This is a genomic window from Devosia ginsengisoli (assembly GCF_007859655.1).
Lineage (GTDB): Bacteria > Pseudomonadota > Alphaproteobacteria > Rhizobiales > Devosiaceae > Devosia > Devosia ginsengisoli.
Genome location: NZ_CP042304.1, coordinates 2393948 through 2409177, shown reverse-complemented (window position 1 = coordinate 2409177; position 15230 = coordinate 2393948). Strand labels below are relative to the sequence as shown.

The 15230-nt window shown below is 63.7% G+C and carries 15 protein-coding genes; 11 read left to right on the top strand and 4 right to left on the bottom strand.

The annotated features are described in order from the left end of the window. Nucleotides 1-5 precede the first annotated feature (5 nt). The 3 genes from FPZ08_RS11740 to FPZ08_RS11730 form a co-directional block, all read right to left on the bottom strand. Complete coding sequence (locus tag FPZ08_RS11740; protein WP_146290197.1) at nt 6-1067, bottom strand: Ldh family oxidoreductase; 1062 nt, start codon at nt 1065-1067, stop codon at nt 6-8. Further along, nucleotides 1067-1408, bottom strand: coding sequence for a cupin domain-containing protein (locus tag FPZ08_RS11735; protein WP_146290196.1), 342 nt, complete (start codon nt 1406-1408; stop codon nt 1067-1069). The genes FPZ08_RS11740 and FPZ08_RS11735 overlap by 1 nt, the downstream gene beginning before the upstream one ends. Before the next feature lie 188 nt (nt 1409-1596). Continuing rightward, nucleotides 1597-2280 (bottom strand): GntR family transcriptional regulator, encoded by a 684-nt coding sequence (locus FPZ08_RS11730; RefSeq protein ID WP_146290195.1) that lies wholly within the window; start codon nt 2278-2280, stop codon nt 1597-1599. 183 nt (nt 2281-2463) lie between these two features. Here FPZ08_RS11730 and FPZ08_RS11725 point away from each other — a divergent pair, with 183 nt between their 5' ends. The 4 genes from FPZ08_RS11725 (at nt 2464) to FPZ08_RS11710 (ending at nt 5794) form a co-directional block, all read left to right on the top strand. Then, nucleotides 2464-3426, top strand: a complete 963-nt coding sequence (locus tag FPZ08_RS11725; RefSeq protein WP_146290194.1) for an ABC transporter substrate-binding protein — start codon at nt 2464-2466, stop codon at nt 3424-3426. Continuing rightward, on the top strand, nt 3426-4241 hold the full coding sequence (locus FPZ08_RS11720; protein WP_146290193.1) for an ABC transporter permease: 816 nt from the start codon (nt 3426-3428) through the stop codon (nt 4239-4241). The genes FPZ08_RS11725 and FPZ08_RS11720 overlap by 1 nt, the downstream gene beginning before the upstream one ends. Then, nucleotides 4238-5035 (top strand): ABC transporter ATP-binding protein, encoded by a 798-nt coding sequence (locus tag FPZ08_RS11715; protein ID WP_146290192.1) that lies wholly within the window; start codon nt 4238-4240, stop codon nt 5033-5035. The genes FPZ08_RS11720 and FPZ08_RS11715 overlap by 4 nt, the downstream gene beginning before the upstream one ends. Nucleotides 5036-5287: 252 nt before the next feature. Then, entirely contained in the window at nt 5288-5794 is a 507-nt protein-coding gene (locus FPZ08_RS11710) for an ABC transporter permease (RefSeq protein WP_146290191.1), read from the top strand. Between the two features lie 42 nt (nt 5795-5836). Here the strand turns inward: FPZ08_RS11710 and FPZ08_RS11705 are convergent, their stop codons facing one another. Next, nucleotides 5837-7738: a heparinase II/III domain-containing protein gene (locus FPZ08_RS11705; RefSeq protein WP_186766962.1), complete on the bottom strand. Its 1902-nt coding sequence runs from the start codon at nt 7736-7738 to the stop codon at nt 5837-5839. A 119-nt stretch (nt 7739-7857) separates the two neighbouring features. Here FPZ08_RS11705 and FPZ08_RS11700 point away from each other — a divergent pair, with 119 nt between their 5' ends. The 7 genes from FPZ08_RS11700 (at nt 7858) to FPZ08_RS11670 (ending at nt 15226) form a co-directional block, all read left to right on the top strand. Beyond that, nucleotides 7858-8892 carry a LacI family DNA-binding transcriptional regulator gene (locus tag FPZ08_RS11700; RefSeq protein WP_146290189.1) on the top strand — a complete coding sequence of 345 codons (1035 nt, stop codon included), beginning with the start codon at nt 7858-7860 and terminating at the stop codon, nt 8890-8892. After that, nucleotides 8892-9809 (top strand): ABC transporter permease subunit, encoded by a 918-nt coding sequence (locus FPZ08_RS11695; protein ID WP_146290188.1) that lies wholly within the window; start codon nt 8892-8894, stop codon nt 9807-9809. Before FPZ08_RS11700 ends, FPZ08_RS11695 begins: the two co-directional genes overlap by 1 nt. Further along, complete coding sequence (locus tag FPZ08_RS11690; protein WP_146290187.1) at nt 9809-10705, top strand: carbohydrate ABC transporter permease; 897 nt, start codon at nt 9809-9811, stop codon at nt 10703-10705. The genes FPZ08_RS11695 and FPZ08_RS11690 overlap by 1 nt, the downstream gene beginning before the upstream one ends. Before the next feature lie 58 nt (nt 10706-10763). Then, nucleotides 10764-11180, top strand: a complete 417-nt coding sequence (locus FPZ08_RS11685; protein ID WP_146290186.1) for a hypothetical protein — start codon at nt 10764-10766, stop codon at nt 11178-11180. Then, on the top strand, nt 11177-12214 hold the full coding sequence (locus tag FPZ08_RS11680; RefSeq protein ID WP_146290185.1) for an ABC transporter substrate-binding protein: 1038 nt from the start codon (nt 11177-11179) through the stop codon (nt 12212-12214). Before FPZ08_RS11685 ends, FPZ08_RS11680 begins: the two co-directional genes overlap by 4 nt. Nucleotides 12215-12286: 72 nt before the next feature. Beyond that, on the top strand, nt 12287-14215 hold the full coding sequence (locus FPZ08_RS11675; RefSeq protein ID WP_146290184.1) for a DUF8034 domain-containing protein: 1929 nt from the start codon (nt 12287-12289) through the stop codon (nt 14213-14215). A 9-nt stretch (nt 14216-14224) separates the two neighbouring features. Further along, nucleotides 14225-15226, top strand: coding sequence for an ABC transporter ATP-binding protein (locus FPZ08_RS11670; protein WP_146290183.1), 1002 nt, complete (start codon nt 14225-14227; stop codon nt 15224-15226). Nucleotides 15227-15230: the final 4 nt, after the last annotated feature.

Genomic DNA, 15230 nt, shown 5'->3' with positions numbered 1-15230 from the left:
CTTGGCTAGAAGTAAGACGGAAGATCGAGGCCCAGCGACGCGCCGGTTTCGATCAGGCTGTTGAGCGCGGCCGGCGCAACGGGCGCGCGGCCTGCGGATTTCTGGCGCGCCGCATAGGCCAGCTCGCCGGGTGCATAGACGCGTTCCACGCCGGGCGCCGCCTTCGACCGCGAGACGCGATCGAGTTCGGCGCTGGCCCGCTGCCCGAAGCTCTCGACCGGCACGAAATGGCCGACATCGATGGCGACGAACAGGTTGGAACAGCGATAGGGCGTGGCCGGATCGCCATAGAGGCCATTGACCTCCGCCCCGATTGCCCCGCCCGACAGCCCGCCGGCCAGCAGATCGATCATGAAGGCCAGACCGAACCCCTTGGGCCCCGCGGCGGGTAACAGCATGCCGGCTATGGCGCTTTGCGGATCGGTGGTCGGATTGCCGTCCTTGTCGGTTGCCCAGCCATCGGGGATCGACTGGCCGGCCGTGGCCGCATTGCGGATTTTTCCCATGGCGGCGGCGCTCAGGGCCATGTCGACCTCGGGCGCAAAGGCAGAATCGCTCGGCACCGCTATGGCGAGCGGATTGTTTCCGGTCAGCGGCTGGGCACCGCCCGGCGCCGGCATCAGGGGGCGGGTGTTGGACATGACGATGCCCACCGCGCCCTGGTCAGCCATCATGCGGGCATAGCGGCCGGCCGTGCCGAAGTGGAAAGCATTGCGGATCGCCACGACGCCCATGCCGAACTGGCGCGCCCGCTCGACAGCGAGGTCCACCGCCTGGCGCGCGGTGAGCTGGCCGAGGGCGTCCTGCGCATCGACAACGACCGATGACTGGCGGTCAGACACGACGGCACCCTGGCTGGCGCTCGAAACCGAACCGGCCTTGAGGCGCTGGACATACATCGGAACCAGCATGACGCCGTGGGAGGCGACGCCTTCGATATCGGCGGCCACCAGATCCTCGGCGACCATGTCAGCCGAGTCAGAGGCAATGCCGCAGGCCGCGAAAATGGCGGCGACCGCGCGCTGCAGCGCTGCCGCGCCCACGGTTCCGTTCTGGTCGGCAAGCATCAACGAGCATCCTCGTCATTGTCGTACCAGTCGGGGCGTTGCGGGTAGTGGGGGCCGTCATAGATTTCGACGACCACGGTGTCCTCATGCGCCAGGGTCGGCCCGTGCACATTGCCCTTGGGATTGCAGTAGAAGGAGCCGGGCTTCAGCGTGACGCCGGTCGCGGTATATTCGTAATGTCCCGACAGGCAGAACATCATCTGGTTCGAGGCATGCATATGCGGGGTCGGGATGCTGGCGCCCTTCTCGAACTTGATCAGCGCCACCGATGCGCCGGTGGCCTCGTCGCGCCACAGCATCTTTTCATGGACGCCCTTCAGGGATTTGGCGCGCCACGGCATGTCATTGGTCTGAAGCAGTATTTCCTCGAGGGACGGCGCCCCCGGGGGGCATGCCGGTCGTTTTGTTCTGCGTCATTGCTCACCTGCGCGATTGCGGTCTGCCGGCATGGACATGCCAGGCCCGATCCATTCACGTCAGGAGGATAGACAATGAAATTCCGACAATCAAGACGATTTTCGAAAATGTATCAGGAGACGGATGCGTAATGCTCGATAGCGGCCAGCAGCTTCTTGGTGGTTCGCTCGATATGCCGGCGGTTGAGGGCGAGGGCCAGCTCGGTATCCCGCGCAAGGGCGGCCTCCATGATGCCCTGGTGCTCGGAGACATCGTCACGCACTTCGCCCCCTACCGAAATCGACAGGGCGACATAGCGCTCGGCCTGGTCGAACAGGTGGTTGCGAACGCCCGCCAGGACGGGGGAATCGCAGGCCGCCACCAAAGCGGCGTGGAATTCGCGGTGATATCGCAGCCAATCGACGTTTCGTTCCTGCCCCTCCGCATCGAGGTGCTTGGGGACGCTGGCCAGCCGGTGCATGGAGGCCACGATCGCCGATTCCCAGTCGACACCGCCCTTGGCGATCGACCATTTGAGCGCCAGGCCCTCGATTTCCACGCGGGTGCGCGACAGGTCCTGCAAATGCTCGGCCGAGACGCCAGCGACCCGAAACCCTTTGTTCTGCTCGAGCACGACGAAGTCCTCGGCCTCGAGCCGCATCAGTGCCTCGCGTACCGGGCTGCCGCCGACATCATAACGCTGGCGCAGGGTTTCGGCGCGCAGGCGCTCTCCCGGCCGCAGGCGCCCGGTCAATATGTCCTGCCGCAGCAGGTTGAACACCGTGGCGTTTAGAGTCGGCTGTTCGTCCATAGTCATGACAGATGGAAATCTCCCTCTTGCACCACGATAAGTAGGCCCGCCGCCGGAGCCATGCAACGGGATTCTGGATAAGTAGATGTAAAACCGACAAAGTAAGATATTTTCGAAAATATCTTGACGGCTTGATCAACACCTCGTTTAGTGAAGGTCACCACAGGGAGCGAGTGAAGGAGAACTCGGGTGCGCATTTCAGGAAATTGGACCAAAGTCAGTGCCGTGGCCATGGCGGCAGCGCTGCTCGGCGCAGCGCCTGCCGTGGCGGCTGATGCCGTCTTCGGTTTTTCGGGCTGGTCGGTTGGCTATCTGCCGACCGCCGTGGCCATCGATCGTCTGACCGAAATGGGTTATGACATCGAAGTGGCCGAGCTGGGCGGCAACAGCAATCAGTTGCAGGCCGCGGCGACCGGCGCGGTGCAGATCACCGCCATTGCCCAGGTGATGGACGCCATCGATCAGGGCCTCGACAGCCGCTTCTTCATGGAAGCCAATACCAACGAGTTCCTGCTGGTCTCCAAGGCCGAATTGCCGGACTGCCAGTCGCTCGACGGCAAGGCTGTCGGCATCCAGTCCACCGGCTCCTTCGTGGGTCAGCTCGCCATTCAGTGGCTGGCGCAGGCCTGCCCCACCGCCAATGCAAACCTGACGGTGATCGAAGGGTCGGACAATCGCCTCGCCGCGCTGCTGGCCAACCAGCTCGATTCCAGCGTCGTCGACCTGCAGGACTGGACGCTACTGCAGCGCGCCAAGCCGGGTGAGTTCACCGTCACCGGCGACTTCACCAAGATGATGCCGATCATGCGGGCGGCCTTTGCCGCGCAGCAGAGCTTCATCGCCGAGAACCCGCAACTGATCGAGGACTGGATCCGCGTCCATCTGGACGTCTATCGCGAGAGCTACCAGAACCCCGATCTGCTGGTCGAAAAAGGCCTCGAACTGCTGGGCGAAATCGACGCCGAAGCCCTGCCGGCCATCGTGGAAGCCTTCCTTGCGGCCCAGGTGTGGCCGGTCAATGGCGGCCTGACCGATCAGGGCGTCATGGATACCATCAACTTCTTCAACAATGACGGCGAGCCCTTCGAGAACATCAAGGCACCCGCCGACGTCGTCGATCGCGCGCTGCTGGACAAAGTTCTGGCCGAGTAATGCGCGCAACCGAACTGAAACAAGGCGGGGCGCGCAAGCCCCGCCTGACACTGGACAGCCTGGTCGAAACGAGCGCCGGGCGCATTGTCGTCCGCGTCGGCATGCTGCTGGCATTCCTCGGCACCTGGCAGATGGTCGGCAATGACACGATCGGCCTGCTCTTCCCCACTTTCGGCCGCACGCTGGCCGCGTTCTGGTCGCTGGTGAGCGACGGCACGCTGCAGCTTGCCCTGCTGATCACCAACCAGACACTGGTTGCCGGCTTTGCCCTCATCCTGCTGATTGGCATTCCCGCCGGCATCGTCACCGCCCGCATCAAGCTGGTCGACAGCATCGTCACGCCCTATCTGAGCTTCCTCGTCGCCATTCCCATCATCGCCCTGATCCCTGTGATCCAGGCCCTGCTCGGGCTGACCTTCGGGGCGCGGGTCACGGTGGTGACCCTGTTCGGCATTCCCTATGTCATCATCAATACCGCCGTGGCGGTGCGCCGGGTCGATCCTGTGCTAACCGAGATGGCCGCCAGCTTCGGTGCCTCGCGCTGGGTGATCATGCGCGACGTCGTGCTGCCGGCGGCCGTGCCCGGCATCATGGCCGGCATCCGCATTGCCCTGGGGCAGGCGCTGATCGGCATGGTGGTTGCGGAACTAACCATTGTCGGCGCCGGCGTCGGCAGCCTTATCGCAGACCTGCAGGGTCGCTTCCGTGTCGCCCCGGTGCTCGCCATTGCCGTCACCATCGTTCTCGAGGGCGTGCTGCTGATGACCATTGTTGAATGGATCGAGCGTCGCCTCGGTCGCTGGAGTCAATCATGACCGACCTACAAGCCCCCGCCATTTCCATCAGCAACCTGACCAAATATTACGGTCCTGCCGGCGGCCAGCGCATGAAGGCGCTGGAAAACGTCAACCTGACGGTCGGGCGCGGCGAGTTCGTCTCGATCATCGGCCCCAGCGGCTGCGGCAAGACCACCATGCTGAAAATGGTCGGCGGCATTCTGGGGTGGGACGAAGGCACGGTCGAAGTGCTGGGCAAGGGGGTCACCGGCCCCGGCCCGGAACGCGCGACGGTGTTTCAGTCCTTCGCGCTGCTGCCCTGGATGACGGTCATCGACAATGTCTCCTTTGGCCTCAAGGTGCGCGGCATGGCCAAGCAGGAGCGCTATGCCATTGCCCGGACTTTGCTGACATCGGTCGGCTTGGCCGATTTCGAGAATTCCTATCCCCGCCAGCTTTCCGGCGGCATGCAGCAGCGCGTGGGCCTGGCCCGTGCGCTGGCCGTGTCCCCGCAACTGCTGCTCATGGATGAGCCCTTCTCGGCGATCGACGCCCAGACCAGGCTGATCCTGCAGACCGACCTGCTCGACATCTGGTCCAAGACCGATCTTTCCGTGCTGTTCATCACCCACGCGATGGACGAAGCCGTATTCCTCTCCGACAAGGTGGTGATCATGGGCGCACGGCCGGGCCATGTCACCGACGTGATCGACGTGGACCTGCCGCGTCCGCGCAACGAGGAAACGCGCCGCGATCCGCGCTTCGTGGAGCTGACCGGCTTTGTCTGGGACCGGCTGCGCGGCATGATCCAGGAAGACGGGCAGGCGGCGTGATGGCAGGCATCCTGAACCTGGCCCAGCGCAATGGGCCATTCCTCATCTCGCTGGTGGTGCTGGCCGCGGTCTGGGAAATCGGCGGCCGCAGCACCGACCTGCTGACCCTGCCGCCGCTATCGGACGTGCTCGCCGCCTTCTACAAGCTCTGGGTCAGCGGCGACGTGACGGCCCCCCCTGCTGGACAGCACGCTGGCGCTGGTCTACGGGCTGGTCATCTCACTGGTATTCGGCAGCCTGATCGGGATCGGCATGGGCCTGTCCCGCTTTGTCGATGTCGCCATCGGGCCTTACGTCAAGGCCGGGCTTTCGGCGCCGCTGATTGCCTTCGTGCCGGTTTTCCTGATGATTTTCGGCATCGGCCCGGCGACCCGTATCGCGACGGTCGTCGCCTTCTCGGTCTTCATCGTGGCCACCAATGCGGCGACGGCCATGCGGTCCAGCGATCCGCGGCTCATCGAAATGGCCCATTCCTTCGGCGCCAGCCGCTGGGCCATTTTCCGGGATGTCAGGCTGCCCGCCGGCGCGCCTTATTTCCTCGCCGGGCTGCGGCTGGGCGTCGCCCGCGGGGTCAAGGGCCTCATCAATGGCGAAGTGCTGATCGCGATCATCGGCCTCGGTGGCCTGGTGAAAAAATACGGCACCGTGTTCTCCATGGACCAGCTCTATGCGGTGATCCTGCTGATCGTGCTCTATGCCGCCATTGCCGTGGGCCTGGTTTCAATGCTCAGCAAGCTGATCGTCGTGGAAGAGCGATAAAAGCGACCGGCGCGCGGGTTCCGTGCGCCGGTCCCGAACGGCTCAGCGCACGCTGATAGTCAGATCTTGCCTGGCTGCAGGCCGGCGCAGGCGGAGCATGATCAGCGTCAGGTGACTGCCCCAATTGGCCATCAGCGGCGGGTCGGTGAGTTCGATATGTTCGGTTTCCGCGACCAGCAGGTCCGGGTCATAGCTGATCATGCCTTGCCCTGACGGATGGCCCGTTCCCAATTGGCGCGGCAGCAGGTGTATCTCGCCGGCTTGTGCCAGATCCACCTTTGCGGCCGTCAGCAGGTGCAGGCTCGCGTCGAGCGGGCTTGCGGCCTCGAAACTGTCGCTGATGGTCACGCCCCGGCGGCGCTCGAGGGTCATGCGGCGCGTCCAGCGCGACAGGCCGATTTCGGCAGGGTAAGCCCCCTCGATCCGCGCGGTGAGGCTGGCGGCAGCTTCGTCTATCGTGTGCTGCACATGGCCGGCTTCATAGCTGCGGCCGGCCGGCTGCTCCATGCCGCCGATCAGGGGCACATTGTGGTAGCGCGAGCGCATGGTCCAGATGTCGTAGCGCTGGGCGCTGAAGGTTTGCGAGGTATAGGTGCCCACGCCGGCATCGACGAGCAGCGGCAACCCGTCGCGATAGATGGCGAAACTGCCCACATCGTTATGATTGTGGCTGTTGTCATTGTGGCCACCCTTGGCAGCAAGCATCCAGCCCTGGCTGCTGTCGGCCATGTCGCGCGTGACCAGCAGGTCGAGACTGGGCAACCAGCGATCGCGAGGCAGGTCGATGGGTGCAGGTGGGCCGTCCAGTTGGGGCAATACGGCAAAGCTCACCACGGCCTCGAACAGGCTTTGCCCGCTTACCAGCATGTCGGCCAGCCGTTCCGGAGCCGTGTTGGTCGAGAGGTCCTGCGATTGCGACTGCCATCGGGCATAGCGCTCGAGCTTTTCATCGCCCAGCAGGTTGGCCCAGCGCTGCACCAGGCAGGCAGGGACCGCGACGCGCGGCGCTGAATCGGCGAAATTGACGAAATAGTCGTCGGCAATGCGGGTATCGACGATGAAGCGCGCCATGTTGCGCAGGCGCTCATCAGTTTGCAGCGCCTGCTGGTCGAGGATGGGGCTGAGGATTTCGAGGCATTGCAGCAGGCCCGACATGGCATGCTTCCAATAGGCCGGCCCTTCGGGGCAGCCGCCATCCTCGCCATAAACCGCCACGAACCGGTCGAGCACGGCCACGATCTTTGCCACGGTCTGGCGGAATTCGGCTTCATCACTTTCGATCAGCGCCGCCGTCAGCAGCCAGTTCGAAACGATCCACGGGTTCCAGTTATTGATCCTGATCGTCTTGAATATGGGGTGGGGCGTGAGGCTCATCCACCAGAAGTCCTCGCGCGCGCCGCAGGGCACGAGGATGCGTTCGCGCAATTGCTGGCGCATGCGCTGGCCGATGGCCGGATTGACGCCATCGAGTTCGTCGCCGAGCAGCACGCTGGCCATCGCCACGAGCCCCGCGGCGATGCCGACCCCCAGATCCACTACGGGTTCGTCGGGGTCGGGCAGGCCATAGCCGGCCTCCTGCAGGAAGAGGTGGCAGGGCATGCACCAGCTCGCCTCCTCGCTGGTGGACCAGAGCGCATCGACGATCGCCTCGGTATAGCGCCCCTTGCGCTCGGCCACTTCGCCCAAAACGAGATCGCGCAGGATGTCGCGGCGGGTGCGGGTCTTGGTCTCGAACGTCTGCCGGGTTCCAGTGCGGGCGAAATCGAGGTAGCCGGTGGCCGTCAGCACGGGCCAGTCCTGCGTCAAAGCCCGGTCGGCCCTCGCTTTCAGGCCTGTTCCGGATAGCCCGGCAACCGCCTGTTGCAGCCGTTTCATGAGCGGGCCCTGTACCCGGGCGAGCAGGTCATCCGTATTCACGACCATGCTGGCAATCGTCCGTCCCACCGCGATTCCTCCTAAAATGTTAGTTGGCGACGCGAGTTGACATAGCATACCGGAAGCGCTACCGAAAGCGCTACCGGCAGCGCTTCCATTTGAAGAGAAGACGTCCGGAAGGGGAGATAATGAGTTCTGAATTTCAGCAGAACCTGACCATTTTCGACATCGCCGAAGCGGCGGGTGTCTCCGTGACCACAGTGTCGCGGATTCTCAACAACAAGCCGGATGTGTCGGCGAAAACCATCGCCAAGGTGCGCGATGTCATGCAGCGGCTGGGCTACCAGCCCCATGCCAGCGCCCGGCGTCTCGCCTCGGGCCGCAGCAATGTCATCGCCGTGCTGCCCCATGCCACGGCGGGCGAATTGGGCAGCGTGACCTATGAATATATTACCGGCATCGTCGATGCTGCCGAAGCCGAGGATTTCTCCGTCAACCTGCTGCCGCGCAGCACGAGCGAGGAAAAGCTCCGCTCGCTGTTCGGCTCGGGACAGTTCGACGGCATTGCCCTGTTGCAAGTGCAGACCAATGACTGGCGTGTCGAGGCCCTGCGCCAGAGCGGCAAGCCCTTCGTGCTGGTCGGCCGGACCGAGGACACGGCCGGGGTCAGCTATGTCGACGTCGATCTCGTCCGCGGCGCCCATGAAATGGTCGAGGCCGTGGCCGCAAGGGGGCACCGGCGCATCGTGCTGATCGGCAATGCCCTGCATCAGAAGGTGCGCCGCTTCAGCGCCCGCCTGATCCATGATGGCTATCAGTCCGGCATGGCCGGGCTGGGCCTGGAGCCGCTGGTTATCGACACCGAATTCAGCATAGATGGCGTGGTGCAGGCCATCAAGGACGGGCTCACTGCCGCGCTCGTGCCGAGCTGCTTCTTCATCGGCGGCCACGTGGCCATGCCGCAGATTCTCAACCGGCTCCGCGAAGATGGGGTCGATGTGCCGGGCAGGGTGTCGCTGGTCTCGATCCTGCCTGATCCGGTGGCCGAAATCACCACGCCCCGCACCACCACGATCGACCTGCCGGGGCGGGAGATGGGCCAGCATGCCGGCCGCACGCTGATCGAGCAGGTCACCGGCCGGACCGGCACGCGGCAGATCCTGTTGCCACCCCAGATCATCTGGCGCGACAGCGTCAGGACTACAGCAGAAGGAAACCCTTGATGGCTGCTGTCGCCAAAAGCCGCCGCGCTTCCGCCAGTCGCAAGCGGACGATCGTGCTGTTGCTGATGTGCCTGCCGGCGCTGCTGTGGCTGCTGGTATTCAAGTATGCGACGCTGGCCGGCAGCTGGATCGCCTTCACCAATTTCCGGCCGCGGCTGGGCATTTTCGGCAGCGAATTCGTCGGTTTGAGGAATTTCGAATTCCTCTTCGCCTCGGCCGCCGCGCTCAATGCCTCGCGCAACACGATCCTGCTCAACGGGCTCTTCATCGTCGGCAGCACCATCTTCACGCTGTTCATTTCGGCGCTGATGTTCGACGTGTTCCGCAGCCGGCTGGCCAAATATTACCAGACGACCTTCCTGTTCCCGTTCTTCATCTCCTGGGTGATCGTCAGCTATTTCGTCTTCGGGTTCCTGAGCAGCAACGGCATCATCAACGGGCTGCTGTCCCAGCCGATCGAATTCTACCAGAACCCGGCCTGGTGGCCGCTGATCCTGCTGATCGTCGTGCTGTGGAAGACCACGGGCTGGGGCACGCTGATCTACCTAGCGGGGATGCTGGCGATCAATCCGCAGCTCTACGAGGCGTCGCGGGTGGATGGCGCCAGCAAGGTGCAGCAGTTCTTCACCATCACGCTGCCGCTGATCATGCCGCTGGTGATCATCCAGTTCCTGCTGTCGCTGGCCAATATCTTCAACGCCGATTTCGGCCTGTTCTACCAGGTGCCGCTCAACCAGGCGCTGCTCTACGAGAGCACCGACGTGCTCGACACCTTCATCTACCGGGCCCTGGTCCAGGTCGGCAACGTGTCGATGAGTGCGGCCGCCGATCTCTACAAATCCGTCATCGGTTTCGTGCTGGTCATCCTGGCCAATTGGGTGGTCCGCCGTATCGATCCTGACAAGGCGCTGTTCTGATGACTGCCATTGCTCGCAAACGCACCTTCCGGTGGGACCGGTTCATCGCCAACGCGCTGCCCCATGTCGCGCTCATCGTCTTCGCCGGCGCGACACTGATGCCGCTGCTGCTGATCGTCTCGGCGTCGTTTTCGGATGATACGCTGCTGACGCGGCGGGGCTTCTCACTGTTGCCGCAGGGCTTCACAACTTTCGCCTATCAATATGTGGCCGATACGGGCACGCAGATCTATCGCGCCTATTTCGTCACCATCGGCATCACAGTGGTGGGCACGACTGTCGGCCTCTTCGTCATGTCATTGCTGGCCTATGCCCTGTCGCGGCCTAATTTCCGCTTCCGGCGCATCCTGTCCTTCGCGGTGTTCTTCACCCTGCTGTTCAATGGCGGCTTCGTGCCGTTCTACATCCTGATGACCCAGTATCTGGGGCTGGTGGACAATTACCTGGCGCTGATCCTGCCCAACCTGGTCAACGTGTTCTTCGTCCTGATCCTGCGCACCTATTTCGCGGCTTTGCCGGGCGAGGTGTTCGAGGCCGCGCGCATGGACGGCGCGGGCGAGTTCCGCATCTTCCTGCAGATCGCCATGCCCATGGCGGCGCCGGCTCTGGCCACGGTGGGCCTGATGACGGCGCTCACCTATTGGAACGAGTGGGTCAACGTCCTCTACTTCATCCGCGACCCCGAAAAGGTCACGCTGCAATACCTGCTGTTCCAGATTCAGCAGAACATCCAACTGCTCCAGGAAAGCGATGTCTATGCCAGCATGGGCGTGGCCATTCCGGCGCAAAGCGTGCGCATGGCCATCGCGGTGATTGCTACCGGTCCGGCAGCCCTGCTGTTCCTCGTCTTCCAGAAATATCTCGTTCGCGGCGCAACCCTGGGGGCCTTCAAGTGAGCTCCCCGCCGGGAACACCTGCCAACCACAAGAACCCGTCAATCAGGAGGAAACGACAATGACAATGCGGATAACGTCGATCACGGCGGCCGTCGGTGCGTTCATGCTCATGGGCACCGCCCTGGCGAGTGCGCAGGACGTGCCCACCCTGCGCATGATGCTGCCCTTTGGTGCCACCGGCACCTGGACCACCGACGGCGTCGCCAAGGTCATGGCTGAGGTGAACCCGATCCTGGAGGAAAAGATCGGCGCGCATCTCGATATCGTGCCGATCCCGTCGGCCGACTACAACCAGCGCATGACGCTGGTGATGTCGGCCCGCGAGCCGTTCGACATTTCCATGACGGCGCCCTGGACCAACAACGTCTATCGCAATGTGGCGCAGGGCAATTACATGGCCCTCGACGAGTATCTGGACGACGTGCCGGAGCTGCAGCAGGCGGTCTCCCCGAACTCCTGGCCGTCGGCACGATGAATGGCGCGCTTTACGGTATTCCCGTGCAGCAGTTGTTTCCCAAGAGCTTCGGTTTCAACACCAGGACCGAGCTGCTGGAAAAGTATGACATCGACCTCAATGCCATTGACTGGTTCGATGACCTGACGCCGGTTTTCGAGAGGGTCGTGGCCGGCGAGGGCGAGGGCTATTACGCCTTCGGCGGTCGTCTTGCCGCCCTGCCGGAGCTTTTTGGCTATGACCCGGCGCTCGGGCCCAATGCGGCAGCCGTCGTCAAGATGGATGACCCGGAACGCAAGGTCGTCAACCTCTACGGCACCGAGGAATTCCGCGAATTGATGCGGCTGCGCCGCGAATGGCATCTTGCCGGCCTGACCGAACCCAATCCGCAGAACCGCGAACAGGCCCGTGCGGCGCTGCAGGCCGGAACCACCGGCTTCAGCCTCGACAGCGCCCAGGATCGCCCGGTGGATCGCGTCTTCCTCGGCCTCGATTTCACGCCCAAGCGTTTTGCACCCCTGGTGCTGACCACGGCGGCGATGAATGCGTCGATGATGGCCATCTCCGCCGACAGCCAGCACCCGGTCGAAGCGCTCAAGCTGATCACCCTGCTGCATACCGATGCCGAGGTATTCAACATCCTGTCGCTGGGCATCGAGGGCGTGAACTGGCAGCACAATGCCGATACCGGCCTGGTCGAGCTGCTGGACACCGCCTCCTACTGGCCGAATATCAACTGGGTGTGGGGCAACAGCTACCTGGCCTATCCGCAGCGCGCCACCGATGCGGCCGATAATGCCGAAGCGGAAAAGGTCAATGCCGAGGCCGTCGCCTCGGTCATCCTGGGCTTCTCCTTCGATACCTCGCCGGTCGAGAACGAAGTGGCGGCCATGTCCTCGATCCTCGCTAATTTCGAACCGCTGGAAGGCGGCCGCGTCGAGGACGTGGATGGCTATATCGACCAGCAGATCGCCGCGCTCGAAGCCGCCGGCCTGGCCCGGGTGCAGGAAGAAATGACCCGCCAGATCGCCGAGTGGGCAGCGCAGCAACAGTAAGGTCCTCCCGGACCGGTCCGTCGGCGTCTTCCCGCGCCGGCGGACACCCTTTCCCGCCGAGAGCTTTTTTCAATGACCAAATCATTTGCCCATCCCGGCGTGAAAGCCACCCAGGCCTGTGCCAATCCACCGGCCTGGGCCGTTGCCGAGCGCGACCTGCTGGCGCGCCTCGGCACGGCGGTAGAGCCGTTCCTGGCCAAATATCTCAAGGCAGACGGCACGCTGATCTATCGCGACAACTGGGTGCAGGGGCGGGACGGGCTCGATGATCTCTACGAGTCCTTCTACAATTTCCCGCTCGCTTACCTGCTGGGTGCCCCGGCGCACCTGCTGGACAAGGGCCATCGCCAGTGGGAAGCGATGACCGTGCAGGGCGCCGCTTTCGGCCTTGTGCATAACGAATACGAGGTCGGTTACGACCAGTTCCACCAGAGCGAAGGCAATCTGCTGTTCTATTTCCTCTGCGCGGCGGACCCCGACAATGCCAAGCTGCAGGAGCGGGCGCGCCGCTTTGCCGGCTTCTACATGAATGCCGAGCCGGAAGCGCCGAACTACGACGAGGAACACAATATCATCCGCGCCGTGCATAACGGCTCCAAGGGCCCGCGCTGGGGTTATATCGACGGCGATTCCATGTGGTCCAAGGGCATGGCGCCCTATGGCCTGCCGTTCGACGACGTGCCCGGCATCACCTCCTATGACGATATCGCGGCCTGGCATAACGACCCGCGCCGCGCCGAAAACAGCAAGCGCCTGATCGCCTCGATGAACGAGCGTATGGGCAAGGGCGACAGTGTCGCCAACCTGCCGGTGACGAGCCTGGTCACCAATGCCTTCCTGATGACGCGCGATCCGGTCTTCCGGCAATGGGTGGTGCGCTATGTCGATGGCTGGTGGGCGCGCGCCGAGGCCAATGATGGCGTGCTGCCCGACAATGTCGGGCTGGGCGGCGCGGTCGGCGAATATTTCGACGGGCGTTGGTATGGCGCGGCCTATGGCTGGAGCTGGCCGCATGGCTATGACAGCGTGATCGACGCGGCCACGGTCGCCGCCATCAACACCACCATGCTGACCGGCGATACCGGTTGGCTCGACCTGCCGGGGCGGCACTTCGACATGCTCTATGCCAAGGGCAAGCGCATCGAGGATTTCCGCACCATCGAATCCTCGATTTCCAATGCCTGGGTCCGCAATGCGGCTGAAGTGACCGGGCGCTACGACACCTATGTCATGCCCAAGCGCTACAAGGATAGCGGCTGGTTCGATTTCCAGACCATCGGCCTCGCCAACCTGGTGCAGACCTGGGCCGTCACGCAGTCGCCCGCCGACCGCGCCCGCATGGTGCAACTGGAGCAGGACGAACCCTATGACTGGACGCAGAGCTATCCGTTCCATTCCAAGGGCGATGACAGCCATGACCGGCCGTGGCTGAAATTCCTCGAGGGCAACAATCCCGACTATCCCGAGATCGCCCTGCGGCACGCTGCCGAACAGGTCGAGCATCGCCTCGAGATGGTGCGCACCGACGTCGCCGATCTCAGCACCGTGCATATCCATCACTGGCAGAACCACAATCCGGTGACGACCGAAGCGCTGATCCAACTGACGCTGGGGGCGCCGCAGGCGCTCTATAATGGCGGCTTCATCCAGAGCTGCTTCCGCCATTTCGATCCCGACCAGGGCCGTCCCGGCCTGCCGGAGGATGTCGCTGCGCTGGTTTACGCCGTGGGCGAAGCCAGCGCCGGGCTGCAACTGGTGAACCTCTCCAAGACCGAGTCCCGTCGCGTGCTGGTGCAGGGCGGGTTCCATGGCGAGCACCGCATCACCGCGGTTCGCGTCGATGGGGCAGGCGAGGCCACGGCCATTGGCGGTCGCTACATGGTGGTGGACCTGCCGCCGGCCAGCACGATCCGGCTCGATGTCGGCCTGGCCCGCCTCGCCGCCGAGCCCGGCTATGACCTGCCCGATTATGCGGCCTATGCGTCGCGCACCAACGCCTGAGGAGGATCGATGTCCGATATCAGAATCGACAATGTCACCAAGAGCTACGGCAATGTGGAGGTCATTCCCGGCCTGTCGCTCGCGCTGGCGGGCGGATCGTTCACGGTCCTGCTCGGCCCGTCGGGCTGCGGGAAATCCACGCTGTTGCGCATGATTGCCGGGCTCGAGGAAGTGACATCAGGCGCCGTCTTTATCGACGGCGTCGATGTGACGGACAATGAGCCCTCCGAGCGCGGCATTGCCATGGTGTTCCAATCCTATGCGCTTTATCCGCATATGACGGTCTACGACAACATGGCCTATGGGCTGAAAATCGCGCGCATGCCCAAGCCGCAGATCGAGGAGCGCGTGCGCGGCGCCGCCGCCATCCTGCAACTGACCGATTATCTCAAGCGCAAGCCGGCCGAGCTTTCGGGCGGGCAGCGGCAGCGGGTCGCCATCGGCCGCGCCATCGTGCGCGATCCCAAAGTGTTCCTGTTCGACGAGCCGCTGAGCAACCTCGACGCCGCCCTGCGCAACCAGATGCGCATCGAGCTGGCGCAGTTGCATGCCCGGCTCGGCGCGACCATGGTCTATGTCACCCACGACCAGGTCGAGGCGATGACCATGGCCGATACGATCGTGGTGCTCAACAAGGGCAGCATCGAGCAGACCGGCGAGCCGCTCGATCTCTACAACAAGCCGGCCAGCATTTTCGTCGCCGAATTCATCGGCTCGCCCAAGATGAACATTTTCGGCGGGGATGTCGCCGCGAAGGCGGGAGCCACGCATCTGGGCGTGCGGCCGGAAAACCTGGTGATCGGGGACGGGCCGGATGCCTGGCCGTTGACCGTGACCTATGTCGAAAAGTTGGGCGCCGACACGATCGTGCATGCCGATGGCGGGGCCCTCGGGCCGGTCATCCTGCGGGCCGAGGGCACCTATCTCGCCGCGCAGGGGCAGACCATCCACGTCACGCCCCAGCCCGAGCATGTGCACCTGTTCGATGCAGCGGGCAAACGCATCAACTGAGGAG